Genomic DNA, 16908 nt, shown 5'->3' with positions numbered 1-16908 from the left:
ATACTGAAAGCATAAAAACCAAAAGGAGACTTATGGAAAATTTTGCTGATGTAAAATATATCTTAGATGGGTTCTTGTTTGTATTTGCAGGAATTCTTGTTATGTGGATGGCAGCTGGGTTTGCTATGTTAGAAGCTGGTCTTACTAGAACAAAAAATAATGCAACTGTACTAACAAAAAATATTGCACTTTTTGCAATATCTTGTATTATGTTCTATTTTGTAGGATACAACTTTATGTATGGAGATGGCTCATCATTTATTGGAAGTGGAGCTATGCTTTCAGGTAAAACAAATGAAGCAATGGGATATCCAGTTATGGCTGATTTCTTTTTTCAAGTTGTATTTGTAGCAACAGCAGCTTCTGTTATTTCAGGAACAATTGCAGAAAGAATGAAACTATGGCCATTTCTTATATTTGTAGTTGTATTAAGTGGTGTAATTTATCCAATTCAAGGTCACTGGACATGGGGTGGAAGTGAATTAGGTGGAATTCTTGCAGGATTTTCTGACTTTGCTGGTTCTACAATTGTACACTCAGTTGGTGGTTGGGCTGCACTTGCTGGAGTCTTAATTCTTGGAGCAAGAAAAGGCAAGTATGGTAAAGATGGTAGTGTAAGACCAATTCCTGGTTCAAATTTAACACTAGCAACACTTGGTACATTTATTTTATGGATGGGTTGGTTTGGATTTAATGGTGGTTCACAATTAGCTTTAGGAAGTAAAGCAGATATTGATGGTATTGCTTTAGTTATTGCAGATACAAACATGGCAGCTTGTGCTGGTGCAATAGCAGCAGCAATATTAACACAGTTAATTTATAAAAAAGTAGATTTAACAATGGTGTTAAATGGTGCTTTAGCAGGACTTGTATCTGTAACAGCAGGACCTGATTTAGGAATGGTTATTTCTTTTATTGAGGGTATTGTAGGTGGAGTTTTAGTTGTAATTGCAGTTCCTTTATGGGATAAATTAAAAATTGATGATCCAGTTGGTGCGCTTTCTGTTCACTTAGTTGCAGGTATTTGGGGAACATTAGCAGTTGGTATTTTTAATCCAGATGTATCATTTTTTGCACAAGTTAAAGGTGTAGTTATAATTGGTATTTTTGTATTTGTTTCATCATTTATTGTATGGAAAGTTCTTGATTTAGCAGTTGGATTAAGAGTTGATGAGGAGACAGAAATCAATGGTCTTGATATTCATGAAACAGGTTTAGAAGCTTATCCTGAATTTAAAAGATCATAATCTATATAAAGGATTGACAAATGAAAAAAATTGAAGCGATTATTAAACCTTTTAAACTTGATGATGTAAAAGAAGCCTTAGTTGATTTAGGAATCACAGGTATGACAGTATCTGATGTAAAAGGTTATGGAAGACAACAAGGTCACTCTGAGCTTTATAGAGGTGCTGAGTATATTGTTGATTTTCTTGCAAAAATCAAAATAGAAGTAGTTGTAAATGATGAAGATGTTGAACAAACAATAAAAGCAATTATTGAATCTTCTAAAACAGGGAAAATTGGTGATGGTAAAATCTTTGTTACACCCTTAGATGAGGTTGTAAGAATTAGAACAGAACAAAGAGGTTCTGAAGCAGTTTAAAAGGGGCAGCGTGCCTCTTTTTAAACAAATGTATAAAATATATACAAAAAAAATAGTTCTACTTTTTAATTTCTTATTATAATTATTCTATATAAAAATCATTTAGGGGATAATTTATGGAGATTGAATCAATATCTTATGTGCTAGATACCTTTTTTGCTATTTTTGCAATGGTATTAATCATTTTTATGGTTCCAGGTTTTGCCATGCTTGAGGCAGGACTTGTAAGAACAAAAAATGTTACAGCAGTCTTAACAATCAATACTTTAATTTACGCAGTTGCATCTTTGGCATTTTTACTTTTTGGATACTCAATTGCATTTGGTGATTTTGGAAGTGATAGTATGAGTAAGTGGGCAGCTTTTCTTTTTCAAATGGCATTTGTAGGAAAAGTAGTAAATATTATGAGTGGAGGAGTTAGTGAAAGGGCAAAGGTTATTCCTTTGGCATTTTTTACAGTATTAATGGCATCTGTTATTTATCCTCTTGTAGTAAATGTTACTTGGGGTGCAAACTTTTTAGAAAATACAGTATTAAATTTAAGTATGTATGATTTAGCTGGTTCAACTGTAATTCATAGTACAGGAGGTTGGGCATTACTTGCTGCAATTTTAATTATTGGAAATAGAAAAGGAAGATATCCTAAAACTGGAGGAGTTAGAGTAATTCCAGCTTCAAATATTCCTTTAGTTACTTTAGGTGCAATGTTATTATGGATTGGTTGGTTTGGATTTAATGGTGGAAGTGTTGGCTCAATTGCTAGTAAAGAGAGTGCAAATGCAGTTGCACTTACTATTTTAAATACAAATACAGCAGGACTTGCTGGAGCTATAATGGTATCTATTATAATGTATATAAAATATTCAAAGTTAGATATAACAATGATATTAAATGGAGCTTTAGGTGGATTAGTTGCAATTACTGCTGGACCTGATTTATATAATATTTATACTCCAATATTAATTGGTGCAATTGGTGGAGCTTTAGTTGTATTTGCAGTATCATTTTTTGATAAACTAAGAATTGATGATCCAGTTGGTGCCCTTTCTGTTCATTTAGTAAATGGTATTTGGGGTACTTTAGCTGTTGGTATATTTGCTAGTAATGGTCAAGGTATTACATTTTTTGGGCAATTAAAAGGTGTACTTGTTATTGGTATATTTGCTTTTGTTGTTTCATATGTAGTTTTATTTATGTTAAATAAAATTGTAGCTCTTAGAGCGCATAATGAAGAAGAGATGCAAGGCTTAGATGTTCAAGAGTGCGGTCTTGAAGCATATCCAGAGTTTAAAAGAGCATTTTAATGCTTCTTGGTATTTTAAAATTTAAGATAATTTTAATTTAAACAATTTTTGTTAAAATATAAGAACTAAAAAAAGGAAAAGTAGTGAAGAAAATAGAAGCAATTATTAAACCATTTAAATTAGAAGATGTAAAAGATGCATTAAGTGAAGCTGGTATTACAGGTATGACAGTTTCTGATGTAAAAGGTTATGGAAGACAACAAGGTCATTCTGAACTTTATAGAGGCGCTGAATATGTTGTGGACTTTTTGCCAAAAATTAAATTAGAGCTTATTGTTGCAGAAGATCAAGTAGATAATACAATTTCTATAATTACAGAATCAGCAAAAACAGGAAAAATCGGTGATGGTAAGATTTTTGTTAGTAGTATTGAAAAAGTTGTAAGAATTAGAACAGGAGAAGAAGACGAGGAAGCTATTTAGTATGCAAAAGTTTATAATTGATTCACCTTTGGATATGCATCTTCATTTAAGAGATGAAGATATGCTAAAACTTGTGGCTCCACATACATCAAAAACTTTTGCAGGTGCATTAATAATGCCAAACTTGGTTCCTCCTGTAACAACAAAAGAAGCTTTAATCTCTTATAAAAATAGAATCTTAAAAGCATGTGAAGGGGATACTTTTATCCCATATATGACTCTATTCTTTCAAGGTAATTATTCTTATGAATTTTTAAATGATATTAAAGATGAAATAATAGGGATTAAATTATATCCAGCAGGTATTACAACAAATTCAGAAACTGGTGTTTCTTCTATGGATGTAGATGTTTTAAGACCTACATTAGAAATAATGAGCAAGTTAAATATTCCTTTATGTGTTCATGGTGAAACAAATGGTTTTGTTATGGATAGAGAAAAGGAGTTCATGCCAATCTATGAATCACTAGCATTAAATTTTCCTAATTTAAAAATTATAATGGAGCATATAACTACAAAAGATGCGGTTGAGCTTTTAAACAAGTATGACAACCTATATGCAACTGTTACTTTACATCATCTATTGATTACGCTTGATGATGTAGCTGGCGGAGCTTTAAAACCACATCTATTTTGTAAACCTATAGCAAAGAGATATGAAGATAAAGAAGCTTTATTACAAGCAGCATTAAATGCTCATCCTAAGCTAATGTTTGGAAGTGATAGTGCTCCTCATCCTAAACATAAAAAAGAGTGTTGTGGTTGTGCTGCTGGGGTATTTACATCTCCTATTGCATTACAAGTATTAACAGAACTTTTTGAAAAATATGAAAAACTAGATAATTTAAATGCATTTATTAGTTTGAATGCACAAAAAATATATGATTTTGAACCTTTAAATAAAAAAATAACTTTAATTAAAAAAGAGTTTGAAGTGCCAAATATTTATGAATATAAAAATGAAAATGTAGTTCCAATGTATGCAGGTGAAAAACTTAATTGGAGTATAGAAAGTATATTATAAAGTAAGCCTTTGCTTACTTTTAATAAATACCTTTTTCTGCTAATAAACGCTTGATATTTGCATTTGTTTCTTTTGCTTTTTGTTCTCTATCTTCTCTCATTATTCTTAAGATTTCAAGAGTTTCTTGTTTTTCGTGATCGATATTTGCCTCAATTTGAACTGCTTTTCTATTATTTGAAATTCCAGAGAGTCCAACAAATTTTTCTTTGTTATTAATATAAAGTTTTGAAGATGAAGAAGTTGCATTTTTATTAAATACAATTACATCACCTTTTTTAAGGTTTAATATATCTTCAACATTCATCTCTGTTTCTGCCATAATTGCTTGAATGTGCATTTTTGCACCTGAAATAAGTGTTGTTATATCTCTTCTTCTACTGATTTTTCTATTTTTCCCCTCAGAGAAAATTCTTTCAACAATTTTATTTAAAAGTTGTTCAATATAAGAAATAGGGTAACAAATAGACAAAAAACCTGATTCTTCATCAATTGTGATTTCAAGTACAACAAGTAAGACAATTTCATGATCAGAAATAATTTGAATTGCATTGGCATTTGTATCTCTTGATTCTATTTTAAAATTTAAAGTAGTTACTTCATCCCAAGCTCTATACATATGTTTTACAAACATTTTATAGAAGTGATCAAAAATCTCTACTTCAATTTCTGTTAATTCCCTATCTAAATTATCACTTGCAGCAACTGCTCCACTTCCTAGAAGTTCTGCAATTATTTTATGTGAAATTCCAGGGTTGCACTCAATTACTATTCTTCCCTCAAGTGGTTTAATTGATAGTGTATTAAGAGAAGTTAATTGAGGAATTGAAAGAATAAACTCTCCATAAGTCATTTGCTCAATTGAGTAAAGTTTTATATCTACTATTTTTCTAAGCATTGCTGAAAGATCAGTAATTAAATCTCTTAGCATCTTATCATGTAAAGTAGAAAATGCTTTAAATTGTTCATTTGAGATTCTATTTGGTTTTTTAAAATCATAAATTGAATAGTTTTTTTCTTTAGATATAGGTTTTTCTTCGACGGTTGTGTCGATATCTTCACCTTGTTCGGCTATATCTAAAAGGGCATCAATCTCATCTTGACTTAAAAATTCAGCCATTCTTATCCTCTTATTTCAACTTCAGCATCTATTGAACCTAAGTCTTTAATTAATTTTATAGTTTCAATTATATCTGTAATAGGTAACTTCATTACTTTCATTGCTCTCATTAAATCAGAAACTGTTGGAGCACTTTTTGTGTTAATTAGGGCATTGTCTATATTTACTTCTGCTGGGTTATTCCCAACTTTTACATCATCACCTATATCAACACCTCTATTTACAGCTCTATCATTCCAATCTTCTTCATTTAAGTTTGATTTTTTTACTCTTAAAGTAAAATTATCTCTACTTATTGTAACTGGATCAATTTTAATATCAGCACCTGCAATGATAATCTCTCTATTCATATCAATTATAATTTTTCTTTTAAATGAATCATCAAGTTCAATATTTTGAACAACTGATAAAAATTTTACAATAGACATTGTTGGTGGTTTTTTTATTTTGATAGTTCTTGTATCAATTGCTTTTGCGATTCTTTTCCCAAATCTATCATTGACTTTTTTCTCAATTGCATCAGCATGTTTTGCACTATTTTTAAATAAACTTAAAGTTATCTCTTCTTCATTTCCTAATGTAAAATCAACTTCATTTTCTATTGTAGCACCATTATATATAAAACCAGTTGTTAAGTTTTTTAAATCAGCTACAACTGTACCTTGACCTAAAGCATAAACATTTCCATCAACACCTTTTAATTGAGTTAATAAAAGTTGTCCATGATCAATTGATTTTGCATCACCAATTGCAGAAACTTTAATTTTTATTTTATCCCCTTGCCTTGCAAATGGAGGAAGTTTTGCTGTTACCATAACTGCTGCAATATTTTTTGACTTTATTGAAGATGTTGGAATTTTTATATATGAATTTCTAAGAAGATTTTGCAGTGATTGCATTGTAAATTGACTTTTGTCACCTGTTCCTGCAAGACCCACAATTAAGCCATATCCTATTAATTGGTTATCTCTAATACCAACTACATTTGAAATATCTTTAATTGTTTGTGCAAAAATTGATGATGTTAATAATAATAAAATAGCTAATATATTTCTCAATGAAACACCCTTGTACAATTTCATTCAATTTTATCTAAAATTTTATAAAATAAAGGTATAATCTACATAAAAATTATTTTAGGGTACTTTTTGAATATATATATTTATGGAAATGATGACTTTAAAGAAGAGCTAGATAATCTTCTTGAACATTCAAATGTTAAATTCAGACTTGATGAAAATAGCTCTATTATTGAGCTTAAGAATCTAGATGAACTTAAAGATGCAATAGAAGAAAATCCTGAAGATATATATTTAATTGATGATTCAAAAATTATAAAAAAGAAATCAATAAATTCAAAATTTAAATTTTTAAGACCTAAAGATGGCATAGAACAAGAGTATTTACTTGATCATGGAATAGGTGATATGTCAGTTGATTCTTTGGATGAATTAACAAAACATATTATTTATAAGCTTGATAACGAGCAAAATAGTATGATTGATGATGGAGTTGAAGAGTCAATTAGGGATATAGTTGATGAAGCTTATGAAGTTAGTGATGAAGACTATCCTGAACTTGATGATGAATTAAGTTCGTTATTAACTCATATTGACCCAAATGAAGATGATGATATGCAAGATTTTTTTGATAAAAGTCCTAAATTAGATGATGATATAATTGCGACTTCATCTAAAGATTATTTTGAAGATTATATAAATGAAGATCAAAAACCTCAAACTTATGAAGATGTGATGACTCATTTGGAAGAAAATAGTTTAAATACGCAAGATTTAGATGAAGATGAACTTTTAACTGCTTTGGATCAACATGAAGCCACAGAAGCAGATTTAAGTGATCTTGATGAGCTTATGAATCTTCCAGAAGAAGAGATTCAAAGTGATATAAAAGATGATATAATTAGTAAAGATAAAATTGAAAATATTAAAGAAAATATATCTTTAAAAGGAGAAAATATGGCAAATGAGTTTTCAGAATTAGATAGTTTAAATGAAAATGATGTTTTATCAGCACTTGAAGGCTTGAGTGAAAATATTGAGCCAACAAACTCAATGCCAAGTATTGAAGAGGTTAAAAGTTCGCCAAGTAAAACAGAAGAGAATAATACAATAAAACTTGATAGTAGCAATAGTGCAGATATTGTTGCTTTAATTCAACAATTATTAAATAATAAAACTTTGGAGATTACTGTAAAGATTAAAGATTAATTATGGAAATGGATTTAATAGGTATTGCAGAAAATACTGTAAAGATTATCTTGATACTTGGTATGCCCTCACTTATTGTAAGTATGGTAATTGGGCTTTTGATTTCTATTTTCCAAGCAGTTACACAAGTTTCTGATGCATCTTTAGCTTTCGTTCCTAAGATGATTTTTGTTTCTGTATTTGTACTTATATCATTGCCTTGGATGGGAGATCATATAACTACATATACAAAAGAACTTTGGGATATTATGCTGATTTTTGGGAAATAAAATGATAGAAAAATTATACGATTTAAAAAAAACTCAAATTGATAGAAAATTAGTAGAAAAAGGTCGCTTGATGCAAGAAATAGCGGCAATTGAAGCTGAACTTACAATTACACAAGCTAAGATTAATACAACTGGAGTTCAGCCTCATGGTGCAATTTCAGATTTTGCAATTTTACAAATGCATAAAAATAGTATGAAAAAACATATGTTTAATTTAGAAATAAGAAGAAAAAATTTAGATAGAAAGCATCAACTTGTAGTTGATCAATTAATTGAATTGCAAAAAGAGAGCGAACAATTTAATTATATATTGCAAGAAGAGAAAAAAGAAAAAATGAAATTAGCATTAAAAGCAGAGGAAGAAGCTTCATCTGAATATATGCAAAGTAAATATATAAGGCTAAAAGGATAAATATTGTTAAAAATACTATTTTCAATCGTTGTTTTAAGTTCAACTTTACTGTTTAGTGCAGAAGATTCAACTTCAAAGTTTATAAAACAAAGAATTGAAATTAGGGAATTAAAAAAAGAGTTAAATGAGTTTTATAATACAAAAGAGGCAGAGTATAAACAAAGAAAAAAAGAGCTAGAAGATTTACTTTCAAAAATAGAAAAAGAAAAAGATGAAATACAAAAACTAAGAGATCAAAACTTAGAGATACTTCAAGATATAAAAGGTGAAGTAAAGACAAAAACTGCAAAGATTTATAATAATATGAAACCAAAAGTTTCAGCTGAGATTTTTAATAAAATGATTGATAATGGTAATATAAATGAAGTTTTTGATATTATCTTGAAGCTTAAAGAGAAAAAAGTTACTCTAATAATGCGTTATTTAAGTATTAAAAATGCTTCACAATTAACTTTAATGTTAAAAGAATTTAATGATAATAAAACTAAAGGATAAGTATGGCAGAAGAGGTTGAGTCAGCAGAAAAGAAAAGTGGATCAAAAGGTTTGATGGTTGTATTGATAGTGCTAATTGTAGTTTTATTACTAGCTGTTAGTGGAATGGCATATTTCCTTTTTTCAAAAGGTGCATTGTCAAATGATAACAATGCAAATGGACAAGAACAAACAGAAAAAAGTGCGGAAGAAAGTGATAGTTATAAAACAGCAATAAATGATTTAGTTTTAAATATTACAAATTCAAGAGGTAGAGAAAAGCTTATGAAGCTATCTTTTACTTTAAAAAGTACAGAAGAAAAGATTGAATCAATAGTTGAAAAATACAAACCTGAAATAATAGATATTGTTATTTCTCAAATAAGTGCTAGAAGTTCTGAGGAGCTTTTAACAGTTGGTGGAAAGGCTTTATTAAAAGAAGAGTTAATTGATGAAATAAACTCTGTTTTAAATGAAGTAACAGCTTCAAATGAAGATATACAAAAAGATAGTATCAAAAATTTATACTTTACAACTTTTGTAATTAAATAAATTCAATTAAAGGTAAAAGATGATTATTGCAGTAAAAAGAGCTTCAAAAAAAAGAATGATTATAAAGATTATTTCTATTATTGCAGTAATAATTATGTTTATTGCTTACTATTTTCATTTAAGTGAAAAATTTGCAAAAGAAGAAAAACAGATAGAATTAACACAAATTCAAAATGACAAAAAACTTCAAGAAAAAAGAAGAAAAGCAAAAATTGAAAAGATTATCTATAGAGAAGTTGAAAGTGCAGTTGATTTGATTGGGCAATTAAATGTAAGAAATGTAAAGATTGTTTCAAATAAAATTTTAATTGTATGTGATCCAAATACAAACATCGATGCTTTAGTAGTAAGGTACGGTACTTTAGCTTTAGTAAAAAGAACTATTGAAGATATAAAAATAGCAATTGATTTAAAATATATAGTAGAGAGTAAATTTAATGAAGAGTAATTATAAAAATATAGTTCTTATAAGTTTTGTATTGATTTTTTTTAGTGCCTGTGCTGCAACAGAAGAAAAATTAGATTTTACAAAACCAAAAATGCAAATCCCAAAACCTACAAAAGTTGTTGAAAAGAAAAAAGGTTCTTTATATACAAGAAAAGGTCCTTCTTTATTTGCAGATAAAAAAGATTTACAAATTGGTGATATTATTCAAGTTAGAATTGATGAGTCATTAACTTCTGATACAAATAATAAAAGAGAGTTAACAAGAACAGATGAAACAAATCTTGGTGGGGGACTTTTGACTCCAATGGCTGGAAATACTTTAAGTGGAACAGTTGATAAGTATGCAAATAAGTTTAATAGAGTTGCAGGAGTTAATTTCAATACACAAAGTAATAGTACAAATGAAGGAGAAGTAAAAAGTTCTTTAGATGAGTCATTTTCTACTACAGTTTCAGTAATAATAGAAGAAACATATCAAAATGGAAACTATTTTATAAAAGGTAATAAGCAACTATTAATTGATGGACAAAGGCAAGAGTTAATAATCACAGGAGTTATACGACCTTATGATATTACACCTGAAAACTCTGTTTTATCTTCGCAAGTTGCTAATTTAAAAATCTTATATAAAAAAGATGGAGCAGAAAAAGATGCTTTACAAACACCATGGGGAACAAAGTTATTAAGAAAGATTTGGCCTTTTTAAACTAAATTTAAGAAATGTAATGTGATAATTAGTAAAGTTATTGCAAAAAGGAGTATTTATGCTAAATTCATTGAATGTTGCCCAATCTGGCTTATACGCCTCTAAAGTGGCTGTTGAAAACGTTTCTAATAATATAGCTAATGAAAATACTCCTGGATATAAAAAAAGAGTAATTGATCAAAGAGAGCTAGAACATTCAGATTCGAGATTTTATGGTCGTGGAGTAGAAGCAAGTTCAGCTTATAGAATTACATCTATTTATATGTCTCAAAACTTAATACGAGAGACAACAAGAGAAAACTATTTTATACAAAAATCAGAAATGCTTGGTAATATTGAAACAGCATTTAAAGAGACAGAAGATAGTGGATTATCTAAAGATATAAATAGATATTTACAAGCAGTTGAAAACTTAAGAACAAGCCCAACATCAGAAATATATAAATCTGATTTAATTACACATGGTAGTTTGCTAGTTGAAAATATGCAAACAATTTATGGAGATATAGAAAAAGCAGAAGAGCTTACAAAAGCATCAATGCAAGAAAATATCGATAAAGTAAATGGTATTTTAAAAGAGATTGGAAAAATCAATCAGCAATTAGGTAAAAGCCAAATGGCTTCAAATGATTTACTTGATAGAAGAGATCAACTAGAGTTACAATTATCAAAATATGCAGATATAAGTTCAGAAGAGTTTGCAGGAACTTATACTTTAAAAATTGGTGATGTTGTAGCAATTGGTAATAATACTATTATTAGAGATATTACTGTTGAAGATACTTATTCTCCTCAAGTTGATAGATTTTTAAAAGAAGATGGTAAAACTAGTTCAATTTTAGATGGTGTTACATTTGATAATGATGATACTATTACTTATAAATTAAATAATGAAAATGAAGTGTCAATTAAATTTGGTGAAGCAATTGATACAGATGGTGATGGAAATCCTGATTTTACGGTTGATGAAACTAATTATGTAAGAGGTTTAGTAAGTAAAATAAACAATGACCCAGAACTATCAAAAACAGTTGTTGCTTATAATGGTACATATACTAAAAAGCCTGATGGCTCAAAAGTTACAAATGATACACAAGATAACTTTTTATTAATAGAAGCAGCAAATCCTGGTGAAAAAGGTAAATTTGAGGGAAGATTAGTAGTAACTGAGCAAACAGATATAAATGATCCAACTAGTGTAACTTCAAAAAATACTGTATTTAGAGATGAATATCAAAGTAAAGATGGTGAAAATAGTGTACAAATTTACGCATTTGATTCACCAATAGAGTTGAAATCTGGAGTTTTAAAAGCACAAAGTGAAAATTTAACAACAAGCTCTCCTTCAAATAAATTTACAATTTATAAAGATAAACTAGATGCACTAGCTCAAACTTTAAGTGATATTACTGATAAGTTTGTAAAAACAGGTGAGACTACTTATGTTGAGGGTGGAATATCAACTGATAGGTATACAGGCGATCAAAATAATATTGTTGGTATTAATCTTTTTTCTGGATCAACTGTTAATACATTGAAATTTAATGCAAAAGAAGTAAATAACCTTGATCAAACAAAGTTAGATTATTTAGCAACTTTGCAATGGAAAACAAATATATCTTTTGAGGGAAAAGGACAAGATACTCCAGGCTTAGAAGCTACATCTATTTCTGAATATTTTCAAGAAGTTAGAATTAATGTATCTTCTGATAAAGAGACAAGTGATTTTTTACTTAAAACTCAAAAAGCTGTTAAACAATCAGTTGAGAGTAGTTATGATAATTTAGTAAAAGTAGATAAAGATGAAGAGATGTTGAACTTAATAAAGTTCCAATCTGCTTACACAGCAAATGCTAAAATAGTTACAGTAGTTGATGAAATGTTACAGACTATTTTAGGATTAAGATAGAAGGAGTTTATTATGGCTGAGGGAATTTTAGGACTAGGAAATGGTCAAGGTGCTTCGTTAAATCAAGAGTTAATTGATAAATTAAAATCAGCAGAAAGAAAAGCTCAAGTAGAACCAATTGAAAAAAAATTAGAGACTTGGGATTTAGAAAAAGAAAAATTTGGAGAAATTCAAACAAAACTAAATGAATTACTTGAAGCTGTTAAGCCTTTTGATTTATTTGTAAGTACAGGAACTGATGCTTTTGAACAAAAGATGGCATCTACATCTGGAAGTTCAGTAATTTTTGATGCTCCTGATGCATCTAAACTTAATAATGGTGTAACAACAGTTAATGTAACACAATTAGCACAAAAAGATGTTTTCCAATCAAATAATGTTACAGAAGCAACTAAAAATACAGCAATAAGTGCAGGTGATTTAAATATTACTGTAGGAGGCGTTACAAGCACTTTTGATACAACAGATAAAACTTATGATGAACTTGCTGCAGAAATTAGTAAAAAAGAGGGAATGACTGCTTCTGTTGAACAAGTAGGAAGTGATTCTTATAGATTAGTAATTAAAAGTAGTGATACAGGACTTGAGAACGCTTTGAGTATAACAGGTGATGCAAGTGCAGTTTTAGGATACACAACTGATGGTACATCTGAAAATACAGCAAATCATATATTAGAAGCAAAAAATATGAAAGCAACTGTTGATGGAATTGATTATGAAACAGCAACAAATAACTTATCAGTTGATGGTGGTTTGAAAATTACTGCTTTAAGTCTTGGAGAATCATCAATTAATGTAAATGATGATACAGCACAAATTAATACGCAAGTAACAGATTTTGTTGCAAAATATAATGAGTTTGTAACAATGATAGATGATGAACTTGCAAACCAAGATACTCCAATTTCAGATAAATCTGCTTTAAGAAATCTTCAAACAGGAATTAAAGATAAGATTTTTGGAACATATGGAACTGGTGATGATAAGTCACTTTTTAATTATGGTTTTGAAGTTGATAAACAAGGAAGACTAGCTGTTGATACAGCAAAATTTCAAGATGCAATTGATAATGACTTTGAGGGATTAAGAGATCTATTTATTGGTAAAGCAGAAGCAAAAGGTTTAGGAACACAATTAAAAGAGTATTTAACTGACTCAACACTATCAACTGGATTAGTTGGAAGATATGATACTTATCTTACAGATAGAAAAGAGACATTAACAGAAGATAAAGATAAAGCTGTTAAAACTTTAGATAGTAAATATAATCAACTAGCACTGCAATTTGCTGAATATGGAGCTATTATAAATCAAATGGAGGCTTCTTTTGCAGGACTTAAGCAAATGATACTTCAATCTACAGCTCAAAATTAATAGGTAAATCTTTTGCCTATTAATTATTCATAACTTCTTTTAAGTTAATATATAATATACTAAAATATCAAAGAACTAGACTTTTGGAGTTACTTAATGGGAATTGAAGCATACCAACAACAAAGTGCTATATCAGATGATCCTTATGTATTAATACTTAAACTTTATGAGGGATTATTAAAATATTTATCTTTTGTAAAAAGTGCAATGGAGAATGAAGATATAGAACAAAAATTTACATACATAAATAAATCAATTGCAATTTTTGATGAATTAAGAAATGTATTGGATTTTGATGGTGGTGACGTTGCATACTACTTAGATGGATTGTATTTATATCAAATAGAGACATTATTTTCAGCAGGAATTGATGATAATGTTAATTCTGTAAACCAGGTTATGAAAGTAACTCAAGGTTTGATTGACGCATGGAAAGACGAGACTGGTCTTTAAAAGCCTTAAGTGAGTTAGTTTATATTGACTCACTTGAATCTTATGATAAAGCACAAGCTTTAGTAAGATGGAATAAAGATTATTTAACTTCTAACAAAATTACTGACTTTGATTTACCTCTTCAAGATTTAGAAAAGCTTTCAGAACTATTTTTTAAAAACATTGCTTTTTTAAAAGAGTATAGAAAAGAGACGCAAGATGAGTTAAAGCAGACTCAAAAGTTAAAAGAGTTCGCTAAGAATAAATAGTTTTAACAATCTTTTTTTCATCTATTTTTCTATTGAAAATATATGCCCTTGCTAATTTTGGTATTTTGTTTATTCTACAAAACTCTTTAAATTTCTTATTCATAGTTTTTATAACATAAGGACAAATCCAAATAAACTCATCACTAATACATACTGAAACTTGATTTGATATTACTGTTTGTTGTTGTTTTAATATCTCATCTCTTTGAGCCTTTGATAGTAAAAAACCCTCTTTTTTTAAATGCTTATCAATTACTTTAATATTTAAGTTTTCATCATGTAAGTTTTTAAAAATAGTAAGACTTTTTTCTTTAAATATAGGAGTATAATTTATATTTAGAGATTTTAAATCTTTTTGTAGAAAATCAAAGCTTTTTGATACACCATTTTCAAACTCATTTATAAATCTATTTGAAAATTCGTGTCTAAAGTAGTTTCTTCTATATTTATCTTCAAAGTTTGATTTATCAACAAAGTATTTGATACTATTTTCTTTTAAAAACTCTTCAAGTTTTTGTTTTGAAGTATGAAGAAGTGGTCTTATAATCTTGTAGTTTTCTTTATCTATATACTCTTGTAAACCAAGAAGCTCTACTAAACCAGCTCCTTTAGAAAGTTGCATTAAGAACCACTCTAATTTATCATTTAGTTGATGTGCAGTAATTAGATTATCATAGTCATTTTCCATGATAATTTCTTCAAAAAAGTTGTATCTTATATCCCTTGCCTTTTTTTCAATATTGCTTCCTGTTAATGTAAGCTCTTTTATAAAGATTTGTTTATCATGTTTTTTTGCTAAGGTTTTTGCATACTCTAATTCTTCTTTTGATTCTTCTCTTAGATTATAGTTTACAATTGCAATATCAAAATTGATTTCATTTTCTTTTAAAAGAAAAAATAAAGCAGTAGAGTCAACACCAGCTGAAAATGCTAGTAAATTTTTTTTTGATGTTAACTCAGATAAATTTAATTGCATTTTTCTACTACTGTTGCTAGAATTTTATCACCTGCAAGTTCTGTTGCTTTTACTTTATAAACTTTTCCAAACTCTATTTGTTCATCTAGTTCATTGTCATTTATATATATTTCTCCATCAATATCAGGAGCCCAAATAGTTTTTCTTGCACTTAGTAGATATTCGTGTTCATCACTCTGTTTATCTACATAAACTTCAAACTCTTTTCCTATTTCATTTTCAAGTGATTCAAAAGTCGTGTTTGTAATAATCTCTCCTAAATCTTGTGCTCTTGAATCAATAAGATCTTGTTCGATTTTTTCATTGCTTTTGCAAGCTGTTGTTCCCTCTTCATCTGAATAAGAAAATACATTTGCTCTATCAAACTTAAACTCTTCAAGATAATCACAAAGCTCTTGAAAATCTTCTTGTGTTTCTCCTGGGTGACCTGCTATAAAAGTAGTTCTTACAAAAGAGTTTGGTTTTGATCTCATGTGTGACATAAGTTCTCTTAATTTCTCAACACCTTTACCTCTTTTCATAATCTTTAACATAGAAGCACTTATATGTTGTAAAGGCATATCAAAGTAGTTTACAAATATTTTTGAATCTGCAATTTTATCAATTAATTCCAATGATGTAGTTGATGGATATAAATATAAAATTCTAGCTGTTTTTACACCCTTGATCTTTTCAATTTCATCAATTAAAGAAATAAGCCCATCTTTATATCCTAAATCTCTTAAAAATGATGAAGAGTCTTGTGATACAAAAGAAAAATCAATATAACCTTTACTTACCAATGATTTTACTTCTTTTACAAGTGATTCTAAAGTCCTTGAGTGAAGTTTTCCTTTAAAGCTAGGAATTGCACAAAATGAGCAAGATTGATTACATCCCTCACTTAACTTTACATAAGCATGATAGTTTGAACCTGTAATTACTCTTTCATTAGTATCATTTACTAAAAACACTTCATCTTTAAAGTTTGATTGTTTTTGTTGTACTAATTCATCAATTCTATCATAATCTCCAACACCTGTAAAAACATCAATTTCTGGTAACTCTTTTTGTAGCTCTTCTTTGTATCTTTCACTTAAGCAACCAGCCATTACTAAAACTGAGTCTTCTTTTCTTTGTTCATGAAGATTTAAAATTGTGTTTATACTCTCTTCTTTTGCACTATCAATAAATCCACATGTATTTACAATAATAACATCAGCTTTGTCGTTATCATTTGTTAGTTTATATTCACTTAGTTTACCAAGCATAACTTCTGAATCAACAAGGTTTTTTGTACAGCCTAGACTTACTAAGTGTAAAGTTTTTGTAGGTTTTGTTTCGCTAAATTTCATTATTTTTTATCTTTGTTTAATTTTTTGCGAATTTTAGCATAATCTTAATTTTT

General features: G+C 28.7%; 20 protein-coding genes. 16 read left to right on the top strand and 4 right to left on the bottom strand.

Features of this window, described 5'->3' with window-relative positions; all coding sequences use genetic code 11:
- The first annotated feature begins 32 nt into the window (after positions 1–32).
- From ACAN_RS12720 to pyrC, 5 genes are all read left to right on the top strand, one after another.
- Positions 33–1247, top strand: a complete 1215-nt coding sequence (locus ACAN_RS12720) for an ammonium transporter family protein (RefSeq protein ID WP_099333735.1) — start codon at positions 33–35, stop codon at positions 1245–1247.
- Positions 1248–1267: 20 nt separating this feature from the next.
- Positions 1268–1606, top strand: coding sequence for a P-II family nitrogen regulator (locus tag ACAN_RS12715; protein WP_079577702.1), 339 nt, complete (start codon positions 1268–1270; stop codon positions 1604–1606).
- 116 nt (positions 1607–1722) lie between these two features.
- The gene (locus ACAN_RS12710; protein ID WP_099333734.1) at positions 1723–2910 is read left to right on the top strand and encodes an ammonium transporter family protein; all 1188 of its coding nucleotides are present in this window, start codon (positions 1723–1725) and stop codon (positions 2908–2910) included.
- Positions 2911–2993: 83 nt separating this feature from the next.
- Positions 2994–3332: a P-II family nitrogen regulator gene (locus ACAN_RS12705; protein ID WP_079577700.1), complete on the top strand. Its 339-nt coding sequence runs from the start codon at positions 2994–2996 to the stop codon at positions 3330–3332.
- Position 3333: 1 nt separating this feature from the next.
- Entirely contained in the window at positions 3334–4356 is a 1023-nt protein-coding gene (pyrC, locus tag ACAN_RS12700) for a dihydroorotase (RefSeq protein WP_099333733.1), read from the top strand.
- Positions 4357–4375: 19 nt separating this feature from the next.
- Here the strand turns inward: pyrC and fliM are convergent, their stop codons facing one another.
- Positions 4376–5473, bottom strand: coding sequence for a flagellar motor switch protein FliM (gene fliM / locus ACAN_RS12695; RefSeq protein ID WP_099333732.1), 1098 nt, complete (start codon positions 5471–5473; stop codon positions 4376–4378).
- 2 nt (positions 5474–5475) lie between these two features.
- The gene (locus ACAN_RS12690; protein WP_228150612.1) at positions 5476–6531 is read right to left on the bottom strand and encodes a flagellar basal body P-ring protein FlgI; all 1056 of its coding nucleotides are present in this window, start codon (positions 6529–6531) and stop codon (positions 5476–5478) included.
- A 90-nt stretch (positions 6532–6621) separates the two neighbouring features.
- Here ACAN_RS12690 and ACAN_RS12685 point away from each other — a divergent pair, with 90 nt between their 5' ends.
- The 11 genes from ACAN_RS12685 to ACAN_RS12635 all read left to right on the top strand — a co-directional run bounded on the left by ACAN_RS12685 (position 6622) and on the right by ACAN_RS12635 (position 14545).
- Positions 6622–7701: a hypothetical protein gene (locus ACAN_RS12685; protein ID WP_099333730.1), complete on the top strand. Its 1080-nt coding sequence runs from the start codon at positions 6622–6624 to the stop codon at positions 7699–7701.
- 2 nt (positions 7702–7703) lie between these two features.
- Positions 7704–7970 carry a flagellar biosynthetic protein FliQ gene (locus ACAN_RS12680; protein WP_228150611.1) on the top strand — a complete coding sequence of 89 codons (267 nt, stop codon included), beginning with the start codon at positions 7704–7706 and terminating at the stop codon, positions 7968–7970.
- A gap of 1 nt (position 7971) precedes the next feature.
- Positions 7972–8382, top strand: coding sequence for a hypothetical protein (locus ACAN_RS12675; RefSeq protein WP_099333729.1), 411 nt, complete (start codon positions 7972–7974; stop codon positions 8380–8382).
- A 3-nt stretch (positions 8383–8385) separates the two neighbouring features.
- Positions 8386–8877, top strand: a complete 492-nt coding sequence (locus ACAN_RS12670; protein WP_228150610.1) for a MotE family protein — start codon at positions 8386–8388, stop codon at positions 8875–8877.
- Between the two features lie 2 nt (positions 8878–8879).
- Positions 8880–9407 (top strand): flagellar basal body-associated FliL family protein, encoded by a 528-nt coding sequence (locus ACAN_RS12665; protein ID WP_099333728.1) that lies wholly within the window; start codon positions 8880–8882, stop codon positions 9405–9407.
- Between the two features lie 19 nt (positions 9408–9426).
- Positions 9427–9855 (top strand): hypothetical protein, encoded by a 429-nt coding sequence (locus ACAN_RS12660; protein WP_099333727.1) that lies wholly within the window; start codon positions 9427–9429, stop codon positions 9853–9855.
- Positions 9845–10561 carry a flagellar basal body L-ring protein FlgH gene (locus tag ACAN_RS12655; protein ID WP_099333726.1) on the top strand — a complete coding sequence of 239 codons (717 nt, stop codon included), beginning with the start codon at positions 9845–9847 and terminating at the stop codon, positions 10559–10561. The genes ACAN_RS12660 and ACAN_RS12655 overlap by 11 nt, the downstream gene beginning before the upstream one ends.
- Positions 10562–10619: 58 nt before the next feature.
- Positions 10620–12470: a FlgK family flagellar hook-associated protein gene (locus ACAN_RS12650; protein WP_099333725.1), complete on the top strand. Its 1851-nt coding sequence runs from the start codon at positions 10620–10622 to the stop codon at positions 12468–12470.
- A 12-nt stretch (positions 12471–12482) separates the two neighbouring features.
- Positions 12483–13844 (top strand): flagellar filament capping protein FliD, encoded by a 1362-nt coding sequence (fliD, locus tag ACAN_RS12645; RefSeq protein WP_099333724.1) that lies wholly within the window; start codon positions 12483–12485, stop codon positions 13842–13844.
- A gap of 96 nt (positions 13845–13940) precedes the next feature.
- Complete coding sequence (gene fliS, locus ACAN_RS12640; RefSeq protein WP_079577688.1) at positions 13941–14297, top strand: flagellar export chaperone FliS; 357 nt, start codon at positions 13941–13943, stop codon at positions 14295–14297.
- Positions 14273–14545 (top strand): hypothetical protein, encoded by a 273-nt coding sequence (locus ACAN_RS12635; protein WP_099333723.1) that lies wholly within the window; start codon positions 14273–14275, stop codon positions 14543–14545. The genes fliS and ACAN_RS12635 overlap by 25 nt, the downstream gene beginning before the upstream one ends.
- Here the strand turns inward: ACAN_RS12635 and tilS are convergent.
- Positions 14532–15521, bottom strand: a complete 990-nt coding sequence (gene tilS, locus ACAN_RS12630) for a tRNA lysidine(34) synthetase TilS (RefSeq protein ID WP_099333722.1) — start codon at positions 15519–15521, stop codon at positions 14532–14534. The genes ACAN_RS12635 and tilS overlap by 14 nt on opposite strands.
- Positions 15512–16855 carry a 30S ribosomal protein S12 methylthiotransferase RimO gene (gene rimO / locus ACAN_RS12625; protein ID WP_099333721.1) on the bottom strand — a complete coding sequence of 448 codons (1344 nt, stop codon included), beginning with the start codon at positions 16853–16855 and terminating at the stop codon, positions 15512–15514. Before rimO ends, tilS begins: the two co-directional genes overlap by 10 nt.
- Positions 16856–16908 lie beyond the last annotated feature (53 nt).

Source organism: Malaciobacter canalis (genome assembly GCF_008000835.1).
GTDB classification, from domain to species: Bacteria; Campylobacterota; Campylobacteria; order Campylobacterales; family Arcobacteraceae; genus Malaciobacter; species Malaciobacter canalis.
Note: the sequence above shows the minus strand (reverse complement) of the source record. Positions and strands in the feature narration are given on the sequence as shown.